The organism is Azospirillum canadense, assembly GCF_025961225.1.
GTDB classification, from domain to species: domain Bacteria; phylum Pseudomonadota; class Alphaproteobacteria; order Azospirillales; family Azospirillaceae; genus Azospirillum; species Azospirillum canadense.
This window is the reverse complement of record NZ_JAOQNG010000001.1, coordinates 1927910-1950921: the sequence shown is the minus strand read 5'-3', so window position 1 is coordinate 1950921 and position 23012 is coordinate 1927910. Positions and strand designations below refer to the sequence as shown.

The window sequence follows — 23012 nt, the reverse complement described above, 5'->3', positions numbered from 1 at the left end:
CCCCTCTGGGGAGAGGGGATTTCTACGTCCCGACCTCGGTCTTCGCTTCGATCTTCACGGGGAAGTTCATCGAATTCGCGACGAAGCACTGTTCGTGCGCCGCGTGGTGCAGGGACTCGGCTTTGGCGTGGTCGCTGCCCGCGGCGATGGTGACGTGCGGGCGCAGGGTGACCTCGGTGAAGCGGCCGGGGTGGCCGTCGCCTTCGGTCATGGTGCCGGAGGCATCGTCGCGGTAGGCCGTCACGGCCACGCCGTTGACGGCGCAGAGGTGCAGGTACCACAGCATGTGGCAGGCCGACAGCGAGGCGACCAGCAGGTCTTCCGGGTTGTGCCGCGTCGCGTCGCCGCGGAAGGCCGGGTCGGAGGAGCCGGCGATCACCGGCTTGCCGGGAATGGCGATGTCGTGGTCGCGGCTGTAGGCCTTGTAGCCGGACGTTCCGCTTCCCTGGTTGCCCGTCCAGGTCACGGTCGCGCTGTAGCGATGGTCGTGCGCCGACATGGTTTCTCTCCCCATGGGGTTTGGGGTGAGCGTAGCCGGGCAACGAAGCCCTGAAAAGAAACGGGAGGGCAAAGCCCTCCCGCAAAAACACCCTAACTCGAACCGGAACTCAGCTCGCCAACTCAGCTCGCCTCGGCCGCGCGGGCGTGGCGCTTGCGCTCGTTCGGGTCGAGGTAGCGCTTGCGCAGGCGGATGGACTTGGGCGTCACCTCCACCAGCTCGTCGTCGCCGATGTAGGACAGGGCGCGTTCCAGCGTCATCTGGATCGGCGGCGTCAGGCGCACCGCTTCATCCTTGCTGGTCGTGCGGATGTTCGTCAGCTGCTTGCCCTTGATGACGTTGACCTCAAGGTCGTTGCCGCGGGTGTGCTCGCCGATGATCATGCCCTGGTAGACCGGCACGCCCGGATCGATCAGCATCGGGCCGCGATCCTCCAGGTTCCACAGCGCGTAGGCCACCGCGGTGCCGTCGGCGTTGGAGATCAGCACGCCGGTGCGCCGGCCGGCGATGGTGCCCTTGTAGGGGGCGTAGCCGTGGAACAGCCGGTTCATGATGCCGGTGCCGCGGGTGTCGGTCAGGAACTCGCCCTGATAGCCGATCAGGCCGCGCGACGGGGCGTGGAAGACGATGCGGGTCTTGTTGCCGCCCGAGGGGCGCATCTCGATCAGGTCGGCCTTGCGCTCCGCCATCTTCTGGACGACGGTGCCGGAGAACTCCTCGTCCACGTCGACGACGACTTCCTCGATCGGCTCCAGGCGCTGGCCGTTCAGCGGGTCAGACTTGAACAGCACGCGCGGGCGGCTGATCGCCAGCTCATACCCCTCGCGGCGCATGGTCTCGATCAGGATGCCCAGCTGCAGTTCGCCGCGGCCCGCCACCTCGAAGGCGTCGCCGCCCTCGGTGTCGGAGATGCGCAGCGCCACGTTGCCTTCCGCCTCGCGGAACAGGCGGTCGCGGATCATGCGGCTGGTAACCTTGTCGCCCTCGCGGCCGGCCAGCGGGCTGTCGTTGACCGAGAAGGTCATCGCCAGGGTCGGCGGGTCGATCGGCTGGGCGTTCAGCGGCTCGGTCACTTCCGGCACGCAGATGGTGTCGGCCACGGTGGTGGTGGTCAGGCCGGCCAGCGCGACGATGTCGCCGGCGTGCGCCTCGTCCACCGGAACGCGCTCCAGGCCGCGGAAGGCCAGCACTTTGCTGATGCGGGCGTTCTCGATCAGCTTGCCGTCGCGGCTCAGCGACTTGATGGCCATGTTGACCTTGACCGAACCCGTCTGGATGCGGCCGGTCAGGATGCGGCCCAGGTACGGGTTCGCCTCCAGCGTGGTCGCCAGCATGGTGAAGGGCAGGTCTTCCTCGACCTTCGGGGCCGGGACGTGGTCGCGGATCAGTTCGAACAGCGGGGTCAGCGTCTCGCGGGCGCCGTTCTCCAGGTCCGTGGTCGCCCAGCCGTTGCGGCCCGAGGCGAACAGGGTCGGGAAGTCCAGCTGCTCGTTCGAGGCGTCGAGCGAGGCGAAGAGGTCGAACACCTCGTCATGCACCTCGTGCGGACGGCCGTCGGGACGGTCCACCTTGTTGATGACGACGATCGGGCGCAGGCCGAGCTTCAGGGCCTTGCCCAGCACGAACTTGGTCTGCGGCAGCGGCCCCTCGGCCGCGTCGCAGAGCAGGACGACGCCGTCGACCATGGAGAGGATGCGCTCCACCTCGCCGCCGAAATCGGCGTGGCCCGGGGTGTCGACGATGTTGATGCGCAGGTCGTTCCACAGGACCGACGTGCACTTGGCCAGGATGGTGATGCCGCGCTCGCGCTCCAGGTCGTTGGAGTCCATGGCGCGTTCCGCGACCTGCTGGTTCTCGCGGAACGAGCCGGCCTGCTTGAGGAGCTGATCGACCAGGGTGGTCTTGCCGTGGTCGACGTGAGCGATGATGGCGACGTTACGAAGATTCATGTGTCGGGGACTCTTAAATCCGCTCTGGGGCTTCCGTTGCGCAATGCCGCCCCGACACCGCGGCTCGTTGACCGCGCACAACAAAAAAACCCTCCGAGATCAATCGGGGGGCTCTGTCGGGGAAACTGTTGCGACGCAATATAATGATCCGGCTTCATAACGCAAGCGGAGAGGCACCCAATCGCCACCAAATCGGATATGCGGAATTTCCATGGGGGTGCGACGGCGGCGTCACTGGCGGTTTTGTCTCAACAACCCACATTGCCCGTTGATGATCCGCCGCGCTTCCGCTTCCCGTCTCGCCGTCCTGCTGCTCACCGGTGCGCTCGCCTCCCTGGCGGGCCAGGGAGCGCGCGCGCAGGAGCCGACGCCGCCACCCTCCGGTGAAACGCCCGCCGAAACACCGGCCGAGCCATCCTCCGCCCAGCCGGAGGCCGGGCCCAAGGTCCCCTATGAGGTGGAGATCACGGGCGTCGAGGACAGCGGGCTCAAAAAGATCCTGAACGACACTTCCACCTTGGTCAGCCTGAAGGACGACCCGCCGCCGTCGGTGCTGGGGTTGGAACGGCGGGCCGCCGACGACCGGGAACGCTTGCAGACGGCGCTGCGGTCGGAGGGCTATTACGACGCGACGCTGGACATCCGGGTCGACGCCGATCGGCAGCCGGCGAAGGTGACGGTGGCCGTGCAGCCGGGACCAGCCTACCGCTTCAAGACCGTCATTATCAAATCGGCTGACGCCGCACCGCTGCCGGGCGCCCCGATCACGCCGGAGGACATCGGGCTGAAGCCCGGCGACCGCGCCCGCGCGCCGCTGGTGGTGGACGGGCAGAGCGCGCTGCTGCGCCGCCTGTCCGACCGCGGCCATCCCTTTGCGACGGTGGCGGAGCGCCGCGTGGTGGTGAACCACGACGAGCGGACCATGGACGTGACCTACACGGTCGCCCCCGGCCTGCTGGTCCTGTTCGGGGACACCCGGATCGAGGGGCTGAAGGACGTCGACGAGGACCTGATCCTGGGCCGGCTGCCCTGGTCGCGCGGGCAGGTCTACGACGCGGCCCTGCTGGACAAGGCGCGGTCGCAGATCGCCGGGCTCGGCGTGTTCGACACGGTTAGCGTACGGCTGGCCGACCAGCCGGGTCCGGGCGGCTCCACCCCGGTGACCGTCACCCTGGCGGAGCGCAAGTTCCGCTTCATCGGGGCGAACGTCTTCTATTCCTCCACCGACGGTGTCGGCGGCGGCGCCTATTGGGGCCACCGCAATCTGTTCGGCGGGGCGGAGCAGCTGCGGCTGGGCGTCGACATCGGGCGCATTGCCGGCGACAACGGCAGCGGGTCGGCCCGCGGGCGCGACCTCGACCTGCCGGACCTGCGCTTCTCCGCCAGCTTCCGCAAGCCGGACTTCCTCGCCACGCGGCAGTCGCTGATCGCGAATTTCCAGGTCGCGTCGGAGCAGCTTCCGGCTTACGACCGCGTCGCGACCCTCCTGTCCGCAGGGCTGGAGCGGCAGTGGACCGACCAGCTGAAGTCCTCCATCAGCGTCAGCGGGGAGCGCGGGCGGGTGCGCTCCAACCTCCAGGAGTTCCAGACAGCCTTCGTCGGCGTGCCGGTCGGCATCGCCTGGGACGGGTCCGACAGCCTGCTGAACCCGACCAAGGGCTACCGCGTGTCCTTCCAGGGAACGCCGTGGTTCCCCATCGGCGGCGACACGGACACGCAGTTTACGACCTTGCAGGTCAACGCGTCGGCCTATCACGACATTACGGGCGACGGGCGCTACGTCGCGGCGGGGCGCATCGGGCTGGGCGGCACGGCGGGGGCGTCGCTGGCGCAGATCCCGCCGGACCACCGCTTCTACGCGGGCGGCGGCGGATCGGTGCGCGGCTTCGGCTTCCAGAAGGCGGGGCCGCGCGACGTGTTCGGCGACCCGACCGGCGGGCGGTCGCTGTTCGAGGCGGGGCTGGAGCTGCGAATCAAGGTGACCGACACGATCGGAGTCGTGCCCTTCGTGGACGCCGGGACGGTCTACGACAGCGCCTTCCCGGATTTCAGCCAGCAGCTGCGGGTCGGCGCCGGCATCGGCGCGCGTTATTACACGGATTTCGGACCATTGCGTGTGGATGTGGGTTTCCCGGTGAACGCGGAGTCCGGGGACGCGAAATGGCAGCTCTACATCAGCCTGGGGCAGGCTTTTTGAGAGCAATCATTGGTCTTTGGCCCAAAAATGCCCCTTGGTTTGGGACGCAACTCCCTGTTTCCCGTTGTATCGTTCGGGTAGTACCGCGAAGGGGTGCGTGGTGACGGGGTTTCGTCGTCTGATTGTCGTTCCGATGGTTCTCGTCGCCTTGAGCGGCGCGGCGGTGACTGGCAGCGCGCTTGCCGCCGACACGGCGGGTGGCGGCTGGGGGCCGGCGAACGCCGTGCGGCGCTGGATCGCCCAGACCATCGAGAAGGCGGTCAACGGCCCGGACCTCCAGGTCACCATCGGCACCATCGGCGGGGCGGTGCCCTTCAACTTCACCATTGATGAAGTCTCGGTCGCCGACCGGCAGGGCGTCTGGCTCAAGCTGGAGCAGCTGCACGTCAACCTCGCCCCGACCGCGCTGCTGACCGGCCGCGCCAAGGCCGATGTGGTGGAGGCGCAGCGCGTGACCGTCGAACGCGCGCCGCTGCCCGCCGAACAGCCGGTGCCCAAGCCGCCGCAGCAGGGGCCGACCTCGCTGCTGCCCAGCCTGCCAGTGGGCGTCGCGGTGGACCGGCTGAAGGTGGACGAGCTGCGCTTGGCGGAGCCGCTGCTGGGCCAGGCGGCAGTGCTGCGGGTCGAGGGCTCGCTCGACCTCGCGTCCGGCGGGTCGTCGCTGGAAGCGCATCTGGCGGTGGACCGCATCGACAGCCAGCCGGGCCAGGTGAAGCTCGACGCGGCCTTCAACCCCGACCAGAAGCGGCTGGACCTGAACCTGAAAGCGTCGGAGCCGGCGGGCGGCTTGATCGCCAAGGCTTTGGCGATCCCCGGCGAGCCGCCGGTCGCGGCGACCCTGGACGGGCAGGGCACGCTGGACGACTGGAAAGGCACGCTGACCGCGACGGCCGAGAACGCCGCCCGCCTGAACGCCGACGCCACCGTGAAGGCGGTGCCGGAGGGGCACGCGGTGACCCTGGCGGCCGGCGGCGACGTCGCGGCTCTGCTTGGCCCGCAGGTCGCGCCGCTGGTCGGGCCGCAGCCGGCGCTGAATGGCACGGTGCTTGTGGCGCCCGACGGCGCGCTGACCCTGCAACCGGTGGCCGTGCAGGCCGCCGCCGGGACGGCGACGCTGAACGGCACGGTGGGCGCCGACCGCCGCACCCTGAATTTGAAATATGAGGTCGCGGCCGGGCCGGACTCCGCTTTGCACAGCCTCGCGCCGGACATCGCGTGGCGCGAGGGCGTGGTGACGGGCAGCGCCGACGGCACGTTGGACGCGCTGACCGTTGCGGTGCAGGGCGTCATCCGCGACCTGTACGGCAACGACCCGGCCATCGCCGCGGCGGCGGGGCCGGAGGTGCGGCTGGACGGGCGCGCGCGGCTGTCCACCAGCGACGGAAACGTGCAGCTGGAAGGGTTGACCCTGACGAGCGCCGCCGCCACCGTGACCGCGCAGGGCAACGCCGGCGGCTGGGGGCAGACGGCCGACGTCACGCTGGCGCTGACCGCGGACGACCTGTCGCGCTTGTCCGGTCTCGCCGGGCGGCCGCTCGGCGGGGCGGTGACCATCCAGGGGCCGGTGCGGCGCGCGGCTGACGGCGTGCTTACGGCTGAGCTGAACGGCGACCTCCGCAACCTTGACACCGGCACCCCGGCGGACGCCGTGCTGGGCGACGCCGCGACGCTGCGTTTGGCCGCCGGCATGGAGCCGGGTGGGGCAATGCGCCTCACCGATTTGAATGTGGACGGGCGCAACGGACGGCTGACCGGCACCGGCTCGCTGGTCGACAACCGCGTGGACGCCAAGACCCGGCTGGAGATCGCCGACCTCGCCCCGGTCGGGGACAAGGTGGGAACGGCCATGGCCGGCACCGTGGCGCTGGATGCGACGGCCAACGGCCCGCTCGACGCGCTGGCGGCGGAGGCCAAGCTGAACGCCCGCGGCCTGACCGTGCAGGGCCGCCGCTTCGGCGCGACGGACCTGACCGCCACGGCCGCCAATCTGCCGGCCAGCCCGCGTGGGCGGATCAACGCGCGCACCGAACTTATTGGCACTGGGCTGGCCGGCGCCGGGCTGACCGCCGACGCGGCCTACGCGCTGGAGGGGCAGGTGCTGCGGGTCAGCGACCTCGCGCTGGCGAACGGGGCGAACCGCATCACCGGGGCGGTGCGCGTGGCGCTGGACGCGCTGACCGCGACGGGGAAGCTCGACGGCACGCTGCCGCAGCTGAAGACGCTGTCGGAGCTGGCCGGGGTGCCGCTGGACGGGGCCGCCGGCTTCACCGTGGCGCTCGACGCGCCGAACGGCAAGCAGGGAGCCACCCTGACCGCCAACGCCAACAACCTGCGCGTCGAAGGGCAGGGGAGTCCTCTGCTGGTCGCGCGCCGGATCACCGCCAACGCTGACGTCGCCGACGCGCTGGGCAGCCCCAGCGGCAAGGCGCGGTTGGAGCTTCTGGACGGGGCCGCGGCCGGCAACGATCTTGCCCGCGTGACGGCCAGCGTCGACGGCTCCCTCGCCAAGGCCGGCTTCCGGGCGGAGGCGACCGGGGCCGGGCGCGACCCGCTGGCGCTCGACCTCGCCGGCAACTTCGCGCAGGACAACGGCCTCAACCGGATCCGGCTGGACCGGCTCCAGGGCCGCTACTTGGGCGAGGGCTTCCGGCTGACGCAAGCCGCCAACATTGCGGTGGGCGAGCGGCGCTATGAGGTGAAAGGGCTCCAGCTGGTCAGCGGCAACGCGCGGCTTGTCGCCGACCTGGGTATGGTCGGCGACCGGCTGTCGGGGGAGCTGCGGCTGGACCAGGTGCCGATGGCGCTCGCCCGGCTGGCCAGCCCGGCGCTGCGGCTGGACGGCACGTTGAACGCCCAGGCGACGCTGGGCGGCACGCTGGCCCGCCCGCGCGCCGAGGCGACGGTGCGCGTCGCCAACCTGAAGGCGCAGCAGACGACGCAGGCCGGCGTGCCCGGCGTCGACGCCACGGTGAACGCCCGCTGGCAGGACCAGCGCGTGTCGGTCACCGGCAACGCTGCCACCCGCAACGGCGCCGGCCGCGTCAACCTGACGGCTGGGGCGCCGTTGGTGATGAACGCCGACACCATGGCCGTTTCCGTGCCGGAACGCGGAGCGCTGGAGGGGGCGCTGAACGGCACCATCGACGCCGCCATCGCCAACGACCTGCTGGCCGCCACCGGCGACCGGGCGCGCGGGGCGCTGAAGCTGGACGTCAGCGTCGGCGGCACGGTGGGCAAGCCGCAGCTCGGCGGCGTGGTGACTCTGCAGAACGCCCGCTACGAGAACCGGGCGTCGGGCGCCATCATCCGCAACATCAACGCCCGCATCGTCGGCACCGGCGATGTCTTCACCATCGAGAGCTTCACCGCCAACACCGCCAACGGCGGCGCGCTGGGCGTGCGCGGCGTGATCCGGCCGGGCGCGACGGAGACCCAGCAGCTCGACCTGCAAATCCAGGCGGACAACGCGCGGCTGGCGCAGAACGACTTGGCGACGGCGAACATCGGCGCCTCCCTGACCCTGACCGGCACCTTCACCAACCCCAGGCTGGCCGGGCCGATCCGCATCCAGAAGGCCGACATCCAGATCCCGAACCAGACCCCGCCGAACGTCGTCGACCTGAAGGTGGTGGAGGTCGGCGGCCGGAACGGGGCCAAGGGGAATGGAAACGGCAAGCCTGCCAACGGGCAGCCGGCACCGGACGCCCCCTTCGCCATGGCGCTGGACCTGACGGTGCAGGCGCAGAACCAGATCTTCGTGCGCGGCCGTGGGCTGGAATCGGAATTCTCCGCCGACCTGAAGGTGGCCGGCACCTCCAGCCAGCCGCTGGTCACCGGGCGGCTGACCATGCTGAAGGGCAGCCTGGACCTGCTGGGCAAGAACTTCGACTTCAAGCGCGGCATCATCGAGTTCGACGGCGGGCCGCAGATCGACCCGCGGCTCGACCTGCTGGCCGAGGCGTCGGCCAACAACGTCACCGCCGACGTGGTGATCGGCGGGACCGCCAAGCAGCCGAAGCTGGAACTGACCTCGCCCCAGGGCCTGCCGCAGGACGAGGTGCTGTCGGGCGTGCTGTTCGGCAAGTCGGTCAGCAGCCTCAGCGCGGGGGAGGCGGTGCAGCTCGCCCAGTCGGCCGCCACGCTCGCCGGCTTCGGCGGCGGGGGCGGCGGGCTGCTGACCCGCGTGCGCAAGTCGCTGGGCGTGGACCGGCTGGAGTTCACCTCCGGCGAGAACGGCAAGGGCGGCGCCGTGCAGGCCGGTCGCTACGTCAGCGACCGCGTCTATGTCGGCGTGGAGCAGGGCATCGGCGCGAACCAGAGCCGCGCCACGGTCGAGGTCGACATCACCAAGAACATCAAGGCCGAGGCCGACGTGGGCGCCGATTCCGAAACCCGGCTGGGCGTGAAGTGGGAGTGGAACTACTAACCTACGGCGGAAAGAAGATTACCCGCGTTTTAAACAAAATTGGGTACCCCGTTTGGAGAAAATGCGCGATCCGTCGGGCAATGCACGCTATGCTTCCATAGGCGTACGTATGATCCCCGGAGAGGCGAAGCGTGTTCAAGAATCTCAGCATCCGTGTGAAGGTCGGCCTGATCCTCGGCGTCTGCCTGATCGGGCTGGCGCTGATCGTGGCCAATGCCCTGGTCACCATGCGCGGCCAGATGTTCGCCGACCGCGAGCAGCGGGTGCAGAGCGTGGTGGAGGTCGCCCATGGCCTCGTCGCCCATGAGGCGGCGGAGGCCCGGGGCGGGCGCCTGACCGACGAACAGGCGCGGACGGCGGCCCTGGCCGCTGTGACGGCGCTGCGCCACAACGGGACCGAATATTTCTTCGTGCTCGACCAGAAGGGCGTGGTGGTCGCCCACGGCGCGGACGCGAAGCTGGTCGGCAAGGATCTGACCGGCGCCAAGGACCCCAACGGCGTTCCCTTCATCAACGCCATGCTGACGGCGGCGCGGGCGAGCGCGGAGGGTGGCTTCGCCGCCTACGCCTGGCCGAAGCCGGGCCAGGATCCGAAGCTGTCCTTCCCCAAAATCAGCTTCGTGAAAACCTACGCCCCCTGGGGGCTGATCATCGCGTCGGGGCTCTACGTGGACGACGTGGACCGGGAATTCGCGCGGGCCGCCTGGGCGCTGGGCGGCATCAGCGCGCTGATTATGCTGATCGGGATTGCCACGGCGCTGCTGATCGGGCGGGCAGTGGTCCGGCCGATCCCGCGCGTGCAGGCGGTGATCGCCGCCGCCTCGGTCGGCGACCTGTCGCGCACCGCCGAGGTGGACGGCAAGGACGAGATCGCCGCCATGGCACGGGACTTCAACGGGCTGATCGGCACGTTGCGCGACAACATTGCCCGCGTCAGCGAGGCGAGCGGGTCGGTGTCCGCGGCCTCAGTCGAACTGACCGCATCGGCCGGGGACATGAGCCGCAACGCCGAGCGCATGAACGAGAAGGCCGGCGGCATCGCGCACGCGGTGGACGGCGTCGTCAGCGCGGTCAGCGACCTGTCCTCCATCGCCGAGCAACTGGCCGCCAACGCCGAGGCGGTCGCCGCCGCCGCGGAGGAGATGGGTGCCAGCATCCGCGAGGTGGCGCGCCACGCCGCCGATAGCTCGCAGGTCGCGCACAAGGCCTCCTCCACCGCCCGTCAAGCCGGCGCCGTGCTCGACCAAGCGGAGAGCGCCATGACCCAGGCGGTGGAAACCATCCGCCAGCTCGACACCGCCAGCACGGAGATCGGGGAGGTCATCCGCGTCATCTCCGACATCGCGCAGCAGACCAACCTACTGGCGCTGAACGCGACCATCGAGGCCGCGCGGGCGGGCGAGGCTGGGAAAGGCTTTGCGGTGGTGGCGAACGAGGTCAAGCACCTTGCCACCCAGTCGGCGCGCGCCGCCGAGGAGATCGAGCAAAAGATCACCACGACCCAGGCGCAGACGGAGCGCAGCGTCGCCTCCATCACCGAGGTTGCGACGATGATGGAGCGGGTGACGGAGTCCATCGCCTCCATCAACGAGGTCATCGGGGAGATCGACCGCATCGCCGCCTCCATCGCGCACGAGGTCGACCAGCAAAGCGCCACCACCGCGGAGATCGGCCGCAACGTCTCCCAGGTCGCCGACGCCGCGCGTGAAGTGGCGCATGATACGGTGGAGACCTCGGGCCAAGCCCACGTGGTGAAGGACGCGGTGGTCTTCCTGGCGCAGATTTCCAGCGAGACGGCCAGTGGCGCCACCGAGACCGCCGCGGCGGCCGGTGAGCTGGGGCGGCTGGCCAACGACCTGGACCAGATGGTGTCGCGCTTCCGGTTGCGGGCGTGATTTAAGGGGGGTGGGTTAAGCGCCGGCAGTTGGGCCCCCCTCCCAGCCTCCCCCCACTTCGCGGGGGGAGGGGCTTGGCGTCGGAGTGGCGGAGTTCCCTCCCTCGCCGAAGGTGGGGGAGGGTTAGGGTGGGGGCCCAACTCCCGGCGGTTAGCCCACTCACATCAATGAAGAATCCGCGCTGTCCCCGTGGCGCGCGGAAGAGACTCCGCGTCGCCGAGCCGTTCGCGGAGCGCCACCATCTCCTCGGTCAGCTTGCGGTTGGCGTCGGTCAGCTGCTGGATGCGCGCCTCGGCGTCGCGCTGCTGGGCGTTCAGGGTGGCGACGGTTTCCGCCAGCTTGCGGACCTGTTGGGATTGGCGGGCCGTGCCCTCGTTCAGGCTGCGCCGGATCGACCCCACGGCGGCGAGCACCACGACGCTGATGGTCACGCCTGCCAGGAGGGCGACGAAGGACACCGCCGACAGCCATCCGCTGGAAAGCCCGTCCATGGCTCCGATCCATACCTGCGGTGGACGAAGATACGAAGCATCCGCCGAATTCGCAGCATGGTCAAGGTCCGCACCATCCTTCCACACAGGCCGTCCGCGCGGGCACAAAAAAAGGCCCGGCCTTGCGGCCGAGCCTTTTTTGTCTTTTGCAGGGCTGCCCTGCGTCAGGCGACGGTGTCGTCGACTGGACGGGACGCCTTGGCGCGCATGTCCTTCAGGTGGTCGCCGAAGGCGCGCAGCACCGGGAGGATGCGCTGCATCTGGTCGGACGTGACGTGCGCGTCCGTCTTCAGGACGATGGTCGGAGCCTCCGACATCAGGCGCTTGGCACGCATCGGGCCGACCTTGTCGTCCATGAACATGGACAGGCCCATGAGGATGCCGAGCGTCACATCGTCGGGAGCCTTGGGCAGAGCGAGCACGTCGTGCAGCTCGTTGAGGAGGGTGTACGCGACGATGGAGGTGCGTTCGATGGTGTCAACGTCGGCAGCCATGGACATCGGTCAAAATCCTTGGGGCGCTGGGTGGTGCGTTCTGAGAGGAACGTTAGCCCTAGGATCGTAACCAAACTGTTAACCATCGCTCATCCGAGTCGCATCGAGTCGCTTTTTTCGATTCGCCATCGATGACCCCCCATGCGGGCAAGAATCCGTCCCGGCGCCTGTTTCCCTGGAGAACTCAGGACGCCGCGTGGGCGGGCTCCGCCGCCAGCGCCCGTTCCACGCGCTCAATGGCGGCCAGCACCGCCTCCGGCCGCGCGTGGTGGGGCATGTGGCCGGTGCCGGCCAGCAGGTGCAGCGTCGACCCCGCGATGGCGTCGTGCAGCGGCACGGCGTGGGCATGCGGATCGACGACGCGGTCCTCCAGGCCGGCGACGATCGCCGTGGGGCATCGGATGTCCGGGTAGCGGGGAGCCATGGCCGCCACGCCGGGGATCAGCGCGGCGGTGTGCGCCGCGGCGGCTTCCAGCTGCGTCGGGCGCAGAAGCAGATCGGGCGGGATGCTGTCGTAGCTTTCAGGCACCGGGTTCGGCGCGAAGATGTGCCGGACCAATGGGCCGATGATCAGGCGGTCCAGCGGCTGGAGCACCGTGCGGCTCATCGCCGGACCGACGACCGGAACCGCCGGACCCATGAAGGGGATGAAGTCGGCCCGCGGCGTCGGGTGGGTGAAGGCCGACAGGATCACCAGCCCACCGACCTCCTCCGGGAAGTCCAGCGCCCAGGCCAGCGCCACCGCACCGCCCAGCGAATGGCCGACGATGATCGGCTGCTCCAGCCCCAGCTTGCGCGCGGCGGCGGCGAGGATGGCCGCCTGCGCGGCCGGGCTGGAGTGCAGGTGCGCCGGCTCGCTGTAGCCGTGGCCGGGCCGGTCGAAGCAAACGCAGCGCCGCGTCTCGGCCGCACGGTCGAGGATGCTGAGCGCCCAGTCGTCGGCCAGGATACCGTTGCCGTGCAGGAACACGACCGGCCGGCCCGTCTTGGGCCCGCGGTCGAGGTAATGCAGCGTCACGCCGTCGGCGTTGACGAAACGGCCAGTCGGCGGGTGCTGCCGCTCGGCCCGCGCCTTGCGCCTGGTGGTGTCCAGCCACAGGCCGGCCAGCAGGCCGGCGGTGAAGGCCAATCCGGTGCGCATCAGCCGGCCCTCCGTGTGGTGGGGACGGGGCGGCGGATCGTCGTCGGCGTTGAGGTCGGCGGCATCGCGGGGCTCCTCCGGCGTGGTCGGGTAGCGTGGATGGTTGGCCCCGATGCAACAAGAGCGCAGCCTTGGGCGTTCCCTTCCATGGAAGCCCCGCGACTTACGGACGTGGCTTTTCCTGCGGTGCCCGCGGGTGATGTCCTAACATTGTTTCCACAAATTAAACTAAAATCTTATCATTCTATGTGATCTGGGGAGATACGGTTTTCCCTGGTTCAAAAGCCAATGATACGCAAAGCATAATCGTATGAATGCCCATCAAAGAGCGGGAGAATCGCCATGAACGCCGCCGCCAAGCACGTTTCGCATGCGTCGAACCGTATGGCTGACGAGCGCGAGCCTGAACGGATCGGTTCCACCCGTGGCGCCGTGCCTGCCGTCTACACCGACCTCGGCCGCATCATCGAGAGCATGACGCGCCGGTTCCTGGATGTCCTGCGCATGGAGTTGGCGCGCATCGGCATCGACGACCTCAGCCCCGGTCAGGCCCTGATGCTGATCAACATCGGAGGTGAGGAGCTGTCGGTCCGCGACCTGCTGGAGCGCGGCTACTATCTGGGCTCCAACGCGTCCTACAACCTGAAGCATCTGGTGGAGGCGGGCTATGTCGACCGCACCGCCTCCCAGCGGGACCGGCGCACGGCGCGCCTGCGCCTGTCCGACCGCGGCCTGAAGCTCTGCGAAGCCCTGCGCAACCTGGAGGCCATGCGGTCCGAGGGGCTGGTGCGGTCCGACGAGGAGGCGGCGGAATTCGACACCACCTACCGCACGTTGCGTCGTTTGGAACGGGCGTGGAGCGATCTGATCCGCTACGATACGCCGGACTTCTGACCCCCGAGCGTTCGTACGGAAGACATCGCGCATGGCACCGCGTTCCCTGACCCAGAAGGACGTCCAGCGGCTTCTGGCCGCGCCCGACGCCCAGGCGCGCATCGACACCATGACCAACCTGGTGCGCGACCTGGAGGCGGGGGAACTGGCGGAGAGCGAGCGGACGCTGGCGCTGGAGATCCTTCAACGCTTCGCCGCCGACGCGGTGACCGCGGTGCGCGAGGCCGTGGCCTGGCAGATCCACAACTCCAGCCTATTGACCGAGGAGTTGGCCGCCCGGCTCGCGCGCGACGTGGACCGGGTGGCCTTTCCCATCCTGCGCCATGCCGAAAAGCTCAGCGAAGGCCTGCTTCTCGAAATCCTGACGGAGCGGCGGCCGGCCAAGGAGTTGGCCATCGCCGGCCGCAAGACGCTGACCCCGGCGGTGTCGGACGCACTGGTGCGCAGCGGCAACGTCATCGTCATCACGCAGCTTCTGCGCAACCGCGGTGCGGTGATCGCCGAGCCAACGCTGCACGACGTGCTCGACCGCTTCGGGGTGGTCGCCACGGTCAACGAGGCGATGGCCGCCCGGCCGGACCTGTCGGCCGCCGTGCTGGAAAAGCTGATCCTCTTCGTGTCGGAGGAGATCCGGGCCCGCCTGATCCGCTCCAACCGACTGAACCCGCAGCTGATCGGCAAGCTGGTCCAACGCGCGCGGGAAGCCGCGACTCTTCTTCTTCTGAAGCCGCTGACGCCCGGCGAGGCGGACGTGGAGCTTCTGGCCCGCCACCTGTTGATCCGCGGCCGGCTGACGGCGCCGCTGCTGTTCCGGGCGCTCTGCGCGGGGGAGATCGCGCTGTTCAACGCCGGCATGGCGGTGCGCGCGAACCTGCCGCCGGAAAACGCCCGCCAGCTCGCCTGGGACGGCGGGCCGCACGCGCTGAAAGGCTTGTTCGCCAAGGCGGGCCTGTCCTTCACGCTGATGAAGCCCTTCCGCATCGCCATCGCGGTCGCCAAGGCGCTCCACTACGAAGGCGGCGACGAGGGGCGCGAGCGCTTCCAGACGGAGGCGATCGCGACGCTGTTCGACGGCTGCGCCAACAGCGACGACCGCGAGGTCGACGACCTCCTGCTCCAGCTCTTCGACCAGACCTCCGCCGAGGTGATCGAGCGCGCGATGGAGCAGGCGGGCCTGCCGTTTTCGCCACTGGGGGGATGATCCCTCATAACTTGAAGAACGTCTTCAGCCGCGCCAGCAGGTCGTGGTCCACCACGGCCGGGGCCGCGGTGGCGGAGGGGTTGGCGGAGGCGCGGCGGTGGGCGTCGTTGCGGCGCTGGCGCAGGCCCATCAGGTCGGCCAGCCGCGACGCCAGCTCCGGGCGGCGGCGCAGGATGGGGTCGAGGATTTCCTTGTCCAGCTCGTAGACCATGGCGTCGGTGTTGGCGATCACCGACGCGCTGCGCGGCTGGCCGGTCAGCAGCGACATTTCCCCGAACACTTCGCCCGGCCCCATGTGGTCGAGCAGGATCGTCCGCCCACCGAAACTGCCGCGGACGTCCAGCGCGCCTTCCGCCACCAGGAACAGCGACGTGCCGGTCTCGTCCTGGCGGACCACGGCGTCGCCCGCCGCGATGTGGCGCAGGTGCATGCCCGCGGCCAGTTCGGCCAGCTCGTCCTCGCGGAAGGCGGCGAACAGGTCGACGTGGGACAGCAGCTCCCGCCCCAGCCCTTCCGGCGTGGTGGGGATCGTCGCGCGGTGCGTGCGCGCCGCCTCCTGCTTGGGGTAGGAGGGCTCCAGCCCGGCGCGGGACAGCTGCTCCAGGATGGCGGTGGTCACCGCATCGCGGCTGCTGGCCAGCCGGGCGTAGTCCTTGACCCAGAAGCGAACGTGATAGGCGACCCCGTGCAGCGTGACCGATTCCACGATCACGTCCGGCCGCGGCTCCGCCGGGATCATGTCGCAGCACACCACCGCCGACAGCAGGATGCGCTTGGCCCGCGGCACCGGGATGTCGGCGTCCAGCGTAATCGACACGCTGGTGCGGAAGCCGCTGCCGGGCTGGCTGTAGTTGATCAGGCGGCTGCCCGCGGCCAGTCCGTTCGGCACGGTCAGCGTGGTGCCGTCCAACGCGACCAGCCGCGTGGCGCGCCAGTTGATCTCGTCCACCCGGCCGGTGATGCCCGGCGGCAGCTCGATCCAATCGCCGATCCGGTAGGGATGTTCGATGTTCAGCGCAATGCCGGAAAAGATGTCGGCGATCATGTTGCGCAGCGCGAAGCCCAGGACCGCGATCAGCACGCCGGAGGTGGCAAGCAACCCGGTCACCGGCTGGCCCAGCACATAGGCCAGGATGCCCAGCACCGCGATCCCGTAGATCAGCGCGCGCAGCAGGTCGGTCGCCAGCCGCGGCATCGGCGTGGCCCGTGCGTTGCGCGCCACGACCAGGTCGATGATGCGCGACCCCAGCCACGCTGCACCCAGCCAGGCCGCGACCGCCAGCAGCATGGACAGCGCGTCGGCGACCATGAAGCCGACTACCGGCGCCACGTGGCCGGCCAGCCAGGGCCGCTGTGCCGTCGCCACGCTTGCGCCGATGGTCAACAGCGCCGGCACGAGCAACAGGCGAAGGCTCGGCCGGGACGGCGCCCCCGCGGGACCGATGGGAAGCGGGGCGAGGCGGGACGAGTCGGGCATGGCGCGTTGATTCCGTGGGCGTGCCAAAGGTGGCAAAGGTTGGCGTGCCGGGGCACCTGTTCGCCCCTTGCGACCTTCGCACCGGCTGCGGTGCCGTCAAGCTCGCAAAGGAATAGGGTGTTCGCGCCGACTTCTTCCCACAAAATGGGGTAAAGAACCGGCTTCGTCGATACCAACTATTCGGCGGGCCGGGGGTGAAAGGATGAGGGTCGAAAAACCGCGATCACTGCGCCGCGACAGGGCATAAGATTGTCGGTACATAAGCAAAAGGGGGGAGTCGATGACCCGTGTCGCCATGGTGATGGCGGCCGCGCTGCTCCTGTTGCCGGGCGCCGCGCTGGCCCAAGATCAGAATCCTCAGAACCAGTCCGCCCAGAATCAGACGGCACAAAGCCAAATGGCCCCTTCCCAGGCGGCCCCCTCCCAGGCAGCTCCGTCCCAGACGGGTCAAGAGCAGAAGGGGAGGATTAAGGCGCCGGATGGTGCCCGCGCCTACATCATGTGGCCCAACAACGGCGCCGTGGTCTCCGGCGGCAAGCTGTGGGTGCGCATGGGCCTGCAGAACATGGGCGTGGCACCGGCGGGAATCCGCAAGGATGACACGGGCCATCACCACCTGCTGGTCGACACCGACCTCGCCACCTACGACGAACCCATCCCCAACAACAAGCAGTCGCTGCATTTCGGCGGCGGCCAGACGGAGGTGCGGCTGGAACTGCCGCCGGGCAAGCACACGCTGCAAATGGTGCTGGGCGATGCCGACCATGTCCCGTTCGACCCGCCCGTCATGTCGCAGAAGATCACCATCACGGTGCCCTGAATCGCGGTGCCCCGAACCCGAAACCACGCGCTGAAGGGAGGATGTCATGACGCACTCCGCCGCCCGGATTCCAGCCTTGCTCGGCACCGTTGCGATCGGATTGCTGCTGGCCGCCGGCCCCGCGGCGGCACAGTCGTCGCCGGAAGCCGACCCGCTGAACAAGCCGCTGGCCGACACCAAGAACACTCCGCAGCCCGCCAGCCATGGGCACGAGCACGAAAGCACCCCGACCACACCCGACGCAGCCAAGGCCGGGCGGACCAAGGCGCCCAAGGACGCCTACGTCTACATCGGCTGGCCGAACAACGGCGAGGTGGTGCAGGGCCGCTTCAAGGTCTGGTTCGGGCTGCGCAACTTCGGCGTGGCCCCGGCCGGCGTGCGCAAGGACAACACCGGGCACCACCACCTGCTGGTCGACGCGGACCTGCCGCCGATGGACGAGCCGATCCCCAATGACAAGAACCACATCCATTTCGGCAAGGGGCAGACGGAAACCTACGTGGAGTTGCCGCCCGGCAAGCACACGCTGCAACTTCTGATGGGCGATTCGGAGCACATCCCGCACGACCCGCCGATCATGTCGAAGAAGATCACCATCACCGTGCGTGCGGGCGGGGACAACACCCGCGTCTCGGCCCGCTGATGGCTGCGTGACGATTGCTGCTTATCCTTGCTCCCCGGGGAGGCGACCATATGGCGTTCGTTCGGCGGTTCGTGCCTGTGAAATTCTTAGCGGCGGCCTCCCTGCTCCTGTTGGGAGCCTGCGTCACATCGGGCGAGCAGGCCACCGTCGTGCAGAAGCCGAAGACGCCGGCCGTGCGCACCGTGTCCAACTTCAGCGAGGCGCTGCGCTGCATGGACACGCTGCTGTGGGACCACGGCAAGCATGACATCTTCATCACCTCCAACGGCATCCCCGACGCCACCGGCAAGGTGGCCGGCGGCACGAAGGAGATGCTGATCACCGCCGTGTCGCGCATGTCGGAGCGTTCCAACGCCTTCCGCTTCGTGGATTTCGAGCCGACGCTGGACGACGTCAACGCGCTCTACTGGATGATCGGCGTGCAGCCGAACTTCCGCGCGCCCTCCTATTACATCCGCGGCGCCATCACGCAGTTGGACGACAACGTGGTCAGCGAGGCGGCGAGCGCCGGCATCTCGCTGCCCAGCGTCGACCTGGGCATCTCCGCCGACCAGGTGATGTCGGTCATCTCCGTTGACCTGAACGTCGGCGAGCTGGCGACCCGCCAGATCATTCCCGGCCTGTCGGCCAGCAACTCGCTCGCCGTCATCTCGTCGGGCAAGGGGGCGGACGCCGGGGCGGTGATCGGCAAGGCCGGCCTGTCCTTCAACGTCTCGCTCAACAAATCCGAAGGTTTGCACCAGGCGGTGCGCACGCTGGTCGAACTCAGCGCCATCGAGGCGCTCGGCAAGATGACCCGCGTGCCCTACTGGCAGTGCCTGGGCATCGACCAGACAAATCCGGCCTTCGCCGGCCAGGCGCGGGACTGGTTCGAAGGCATGGCGCCGTCGCAGCGCGTCGCCTATGTGCAGCGCGTGCTTGCCGCCGGTGGCTATTACGAGGGGCCGGACAACGGCCAGCTGGACGAGCGCACGCGCGACGCCATCGGCCGCTACCAAGCCGAGCATGACCTGATCGCCACGGGCCGGGTCGATTTCGACCTCTACCAGCGCATGCTGGCGGAGCCCGCCGGGCAGAAGGGCACGGGCGCGCCGCGCCTGCAATCGGTGTCGAACGCGGGCGGGGAGGGGCTGCCGCGCGCCACCCCCAGCCCCAGCGCCGCCGGGGCGCCGGACCTGACGCTTGGCTCCGACCGGGGGCCGCAGCCACGCTACCGCGTGGGCGAGGCGCTGGTCGTGCGCGTGCAGCCGACGGCCAACGGCTTCGTCTACTGCTATTACCAGGACGCCAGCGGCGCCGTCGCCCGCATCTTCCCGAACCGCTTCCAGCCGGACAGCTTCCTCCAGTCGAACCAGCAGGTGGAGGTGCCGCCGGGCGCGCAGAAGCCGTTCAACCTGCGCATGGACCGTCCCGGCGCCGACGAGACCATCGCCTGCGTGGTTTCGCCGGACGAGATCGGGACGCGCATCCCCGACCGCTTCAAGACGGCCGACCTGCAACCGATCCCGGGCGCGACGCTGGCCGACGTGCTGGCCTCCTACAACAGCATCCAGGGGACCAGCGTGCGCAGCCGGCAGATGAAGGTTCAGGTGCTGCCCGCGGTCGCGGCGATGAAGTGAGCTTTCACGATCACGCTCGAACTGTTGGCCGGCTCACAGCGGGGGCCGGCCATCGGGCGTACACAGGCAGGCAAGACACCTCACCCCGATATGGGAGGCCACCGATGCCGCGACCGATTTCGAAACTCAGCTTCCGCCTCCTGGGCCGCGTGGCGCTGCCGGTCCTGGTGGCCGCCTGTGCCGCGCCGGCGCTGGCCCAGACCGTGGAGGGCACGGGCAGCAACAAGGTCATGATGTTCGACCGGCCGCCGACCGTGGACGAACTGCGCGAGACCCTGAAGCCCGCCGCGCCGGTGGATGGGCAGGAGCAGCCGAAAATTCGTACCCGAAGCATCGAGATCGTCGGCAGCGGCATCAACGGAGCCCAGCGCCCGCGTCAGACCGAGTCCGCCGCCTATGGCTCGCCCGCGATGCAGCAGGCGCCAGTCCAGCAGGCCCCGATGCAGCAGCAAATGCAGCAGCCCCAGATGCAGCAGGCGCCGATGCAGCAGCCGGCGATGGCGCAGCCGGAGCCCGCACCCCAGCCGAAGCCGAAACGTCCGGCGGTTCAGGAAGCCGCCGCCCCGCCGATGGCCCCGGCGCCCTCCCCGCGCCCCTCGCACCGGCAGCAGGCCGCCGTCCAGCCAGCGACCCTGTCGACGCAGGAGGAGGCAACGGCGAAGGAGGAGCAGCCGACCAACGGCTTCGGCTTCCGCATCAACTTCGCCTTCAACTCGGCCGATGTTCCGAAGGAATTCTATTCCTACATCGACGCGGTCGGCGGGCTGATGAACCAGGACCCGTCCTTGCGCCTCGTCATCGAGGGGCACACCGACTCCGTCGGTGGCGACCAGTACAACCTCGGCCTGTCGGAGCGCCGCGCCGTGTCGGTGGGCGAGTATCTGGTGCGCATCCACCATGTGGAGCCGCAGCGCCTGGCCATCGCCGGCATGGGCAAGACCCAGCCCCTGACCCCCGACCCGACCGACAGCCGCAACCGGCGCGTCGAGTTCCGGCCGGTCCAGTAAGCCGGGCAGAGGAGGCCGTCATGGTCCGCACTCTCCCCTTACTGCTTGGAATCCTCCTCGCCGTGGCGGCGATCCCCGTATTTTCGGGGGCCGCCGACGCCACGGTGGTGCGCAAGAACGGCCACACCGTCGGCGCGGAGTCCGGCGGCATCGAAATCGGCGTCGCCCGTGGCCGCGTCCGCGTCCAATGCTGGCAGGACGGCGAGAAGATCATCGACGAGGCCGACCTGAACGTCCTGTCCCTCAGCGTCGCCAGCCAGATCAACGCCCTGCGCTTCCGCCGCGCGGGCGAACCCGAACGGACACTGTCCATCGTCAGCCAAAACCGCACGTCGTGCATGTTAAGTCCGAGGGAAAAGGAATAGGTCGCCTTACGGTGACGACATGAGTGGTCGCGTTGGGCCCCCACCCAACCCTCCCCCACTTGTGCGGGGGAGGGCTTTTCTCCTCCCCCCGTCGAAGATGGGGGGAGGTCGGGAGGGGGGCCCAACGCGACCACTCATTTATCGATATCGAATATCAATAGCGAACAACCCCTCAATGCACGCTGACGAGGCTCATGCCGTGGTCCTTCAGCGTGGCGACGGCCGTTTCGCGGTCGGTGTCCAGCCACAGGCAGGTGCCGTCGGCGGCGTGCACGGCGTAGGCGGTGCGGCCTTCCAGCAGGACGGTCCGGGTGTAGGCCACGTCCGTGATGCCGTAGCGGGCGAAGCTGCTGTCCGTGGCGGCGAAGGCGACGTGCGGGGCGGTCATGGCGGGCTCCTCGAAACGCTCGGGAATGATCGGTTCTGGCAGCAGCCTAGGCCCTTTGAATCCGTCGCGCTGTGATGGCCGCCACAGCGGCGCGGCAAAAGGATCGGGCTTCCCACCGCCCGATGTGGTGCGGCTCACAGCCTCTTCGGGGGAGGAGGGCTAGGCTTCGGGGCGCGAACGCTCGCGGCAACCTCGCCGCCGAGCCCTAATCGGAGGATTCGACATGTCCGTCCGGGACCGTTGCCACACCCAATTCCGGCGGGAATCGCCGGCCCGGCATTCCCCCTTCGTTGCCTGGACAGGGGCCCGGGAAACGCCAATGATTTCCCGTTCCCCGCCCATGGAGGCGATCATGTCCAAAACATTGGGCGCGGCGCTCGCCGTGGCCGTCGCGACCCTCGCGATCATGCCCCCGGCCGCCGCCGCGGAGGCGGTGGTGGTCGCCTCGACCGCCCCCGGCTACGCGCAGGGGCAGCTGGTGGCCGACGGCACGTCGGTGACGGTGCCGGACGGGGCGAATGCGCTGTTCCTGTTCGCCAACGGCCGCATGGTGCGCATCAAGGGCCCGTTCGAAGGCGCGCTCGACAAGATGCCGGAGTCGTCGAGCTGGAACGGCGTCGGCACGCTGGTCGGCGGCGAGCGCTTCTTCCAGACCGACCTCGGCGCCGCCCGCGCGCTCAACAGCCCGATGCAGAAGGGGGCGGAGCAGGCCTTCGCCGTCGATCCCGGCGTGGCCGGCACGCAGTGCGTGAAGGCCGGCGGGACCGTGACGGTGCAGAAGCCTCACGATCCGGCGCTGGTCCCGGCGACGCTGCGCGACACCGCCCGCGGCACCTCGGCGACCATCCGTTGGGACAAGGCAAACGCCGTGCCCTGGCCCAAGGAACTCCCCATGAAGGATGGGGAGGAGCTTTCGGTCGCCGGCCCCGACGGCAAGCCGCGCCACACGCTGCGCCTGCGCGTGGTGGAGGGCGACGGGGAAGGGGCGGCGCTGGCCGTCCGGCTCGCCAGTGCCGGCTGCGCCGCCCAGGCCGCCGCCCTGCTGACCCCGGTGCGGGACAGCATGGCGCCCCTGAACCTGTACTTGTCCACCGACCGCGGGCTCTACCCGACCTACCGGTCCGGGGAGCCGGTCAAGCTGGTGCTGCAGACCAACCGCGACGCCCACGTCTATTGCTACCTGCGCAACACGCGCGGGCAGCTGACGCCCATCTTCCCGTCGGGGCCGTCGGCGCCGTCGCTGGTGGAAGGGCACCAGACGCTGTCGTTGCCCGGCGACCGCATGCCCATGCCGCTGCGCGCGGGCGACAGCGGGGGCGGCAAGCCGGGGGACCAGGAGGTGCGCTGCTTCGCAGCCGGCCGCGACATCGGCAACGACCTGCCGGGCCGCCGCGACGCCTTCCGCCCGCTCAGCGACGACGCGGCGGTGAAGCTGGAGCAGACGCTGAATTCGCTGAAGCAGACCGATCTGGTGATGGCCCAGGTCATTCTGCGCGTCGAGTGAGG

At 69.3% G+C, this 23012-nt stretch carries 18 protein-coding genes; 11 read left to right on the top strand and 7 right to left on the bottom strand.

Translation table 11 applies throughout. The annotated features are described in order from the left end of the window. Positions 1-22: 22 nt before the first annotated feature. Complete coding sequence (locus tag M2351_RS09280; RefSeq protein ID WP_264655807.1) at positions 23-499, bottom strand: OsmC family protein; 477 nt, start codon at positions 497-499, stop codon at positions 23-25. Positions 500-621: 122 nt separating this feature from the next. Continuing rightward, the gene (typA, locus tag M2351_RS09275; RefSeq protein WP_264655806.1) at positions 622-2448 is read right to left on the bottom strand and encodes a translational GTPase TypA; all 1827 of its coding nucleotides are present in this window, start codon (positions 2446-2448) and stop codon (positions 622-624) included. Positions 2449-2719: 271 nt separating this feature from the next. Between typA and M2351_RS09270 the strand changes: the two genes are divergently transcribed. The 3 genes from M2351_RS09270 (at position 2720) to M2351_RS09260 (ending at position 10966) form a co-directional block, all read left to right on the top strand. Then, a complete protein-coding gene (locus M2351_RS09270) occupies positions 2720-4645 on the top strand; it encodes an autotransporter assembly complex protein TamA (protein ID WP_264655805.1) in 1926 nt (641 codons plus the stop codon). 133 nt (positions 4646-4778) lie between these two features. After that, positions 4779-9071, top strand: coding sequence for a translocation/assembly module TamB domain-containing protein (locus tag M2351_RS09265; protein WP_264655804.1), 4293 nt, complete (start codon positions 4779-4781; stop codon positions 9069-9071). Positions 9072-9202: 131 nt separating this feature from the next. Continuing rightward, entirely contained in the window at positions 9203-10966 is a 1764-nt protein-coding gene (locus tag M2351_RS09260) for a methyl-accepting chemotaxis protein (protein ID WP_264655803.1), read from the top strand. Between the two features lie 164 nt (positions 10967-11130). On the opposite strand, the gene M2351_RS09255 is transcribed toward M2351_RS09260, so the two are convergent. The 3 genes from M2351_RS09255 to M2351_RS09245 all read right to left on the bottom strand — a co-directional run bounded on the left by M2351_RS09255 (position 11131) and on the right by M2351_RS09245 (position 13092). Next, on the bottom strand, positions 11131-11457 hold the full coding sequence (locus M2351_RS09255; protein WP_264655802.1) for a hypothetical protein: 327 nt from the start codon (positions 11455-11457) through the stop codon (positions 11131-11133). Between the two features lie 164 nt (positions 11458-11621). After that, positions 11622-11951 (bottom strand): hypothetical protein, encoded by a 330-nt coding sequence (locus tag M2351_RS09250; protein WP_264655801.1) that lies wholly within the window; start codon positions 11949-11951, stop codon positions 11622-11624. A gap of 184 nt (positions 11952-12135) precedes the next feature. After that, positions 12136-13092 carry an alpha/beta fold hydrolase gene (locus M2351_RS09245; protein WP_264655800.1) on the bottom strand — a complete coding sequence of 319 codons (957 nt, stop codon included), beginning with the start codon at positions 13090-13092 and terminating at the stop codon, positions 12136-12138. Positions 13093-13434: 342 nt separating this feature from the next. On the opposite strand from M2351_RS09245, the gene M2351_RS09240 reads away from it, so the two are divergent. Both M2351_RS09240 and M2351_RS09235 read left to right on the top strand, forming a co-directional pair. Continuing rightward, positions 13435-13986 carry a MarR family winged helix-turn-helix transcriptional regulator gene (locus M2351_RS09240; RefSeq protein WP_406567371.1) on the top strand — a complete coding sequence of 184 codons (552 nt, stop codon included), beginning with the start codon at positions 13435-13437 and terminating at the stop codon, positions 13984-13986. Positions 13987-14017: 31 nt separating this feature from the next. Continuing rightward, positions 14018-15187, top strand: coding sequence for a DUF2336 domain-containing protein (locus M2351_RS09235; RefSeq protein WP_264655799.1), 1170 nt, complete (start codon positions 14018-14020; stop codon positions 15185-15187). 4 nt (positions 15188-15191) lie between these two features. Here the strand turns inward: M2351_RS09235 and M2351_RS09230 are convergent, their stop codons facing one another. Next, positions 15192-16664 carry a mechanosensitive ion channel family protein gene (locus M2351_RS09230; protein ID WP_264655798.1) on the bottom strand — a complete coding sequence of 491 codons (1473 nt, stop codon included), beginning with the start codon at positions 16662-16664 and terminating at the stop codon, positions 15192-15194. Positions 16665-16944: 280 nt separating this feature from the next. On the opposite strand from M2351_RS09230, the gene M2351_RS09225 reads away from it, so the two are divergent. From M2351_RS09225 to M2351_RS09205, 5 genes are all read left to right on the top strand, one after another. Beyond that, entirely contained in the window at positions 16945-17484 is a 540-nt protein-coding gene (locus M2351_RS09225; protein ID WP_264655797.1) for a DUF4399 domain-containing protein, read from the top strand. A gap of 46 nt (positions 17485-17530) precedes the next feature. Further along, on the top strand, positions 17531-18127 hold the full coding sequence (locus M2351_RS09220) for a DUF4399 domain-containing protein (RefSeq protein WP_264655796.1): 597 nt from the start codon (positions 17531-17533) through the stop codon (positions 18125-18127). A 50-nt stretch (positions 18128-18177) separates the two neighbouring features. Continuing rightward, positions 18178-19746 carry a DUF4384 domain-containing protein gene (locus M2351_RS09215; RefSeq protein ID WP_264655795.1) on the top strand — a complete coding sequence of 523 codons (1569 nt, stop codon included), beginning with the start codon at positions 18178-18180 and terminating at the stop codon, positions 19744-19746. A gap of 104 nt (positions 19747-19850) precedes the next feature. Then, on the top strand, positions 19851-20753 hold the full coding sequence (locus tag M2351_RS09210; protein WP_264655794.1) for an OmpA family protein: 903 nt from the start codon (positions 19851-19853) through the stop codon (positions 20751-20753). Positions 20754-20773: 20 nt separating this feature from the next. Continuing rightward, positions 20774-21118 (top strand): hypothetical protein, encoded by a 345-nt coding sequence (locus tag M2351_RS09205; protein ID WP_264655793.1) that lies wholly within the window; start codon positions 20774-20776, stop codon positions 21116-21118. Positions 21119-21290: 172 nt separating this feature from the next. Here M2351_RS09205 and M2351_RS09200 read toward each other — a convergent pair whose 3' ends face one another. Next, positions 21291-21506: a DUF1150 domain-containing protein gene (locus M2351_RS09200; RefSeq protein WP_264655792.1), complete on the bottom strand. Its 216-nt coding sequence runs from the start codon at positions 21504-21506 to the stop codon at positions 21291-21293. Between the two features lie 352 nt (positions 21507-21858). On the opposite strand from M2351_RS09200, the gene M2351_RS09195 reads away from it, so the two are divergent. Then, entirely contained in the window at positions 21859-23010 is a 1152-nt protein-coding gene (locus M2351_RS09195) for a DUF4384 domain-containing protein (RefSeq protein WP_264655791.1), read from the top strand. Positions 23011-23012: the final 2 nt, after the last annotated feature.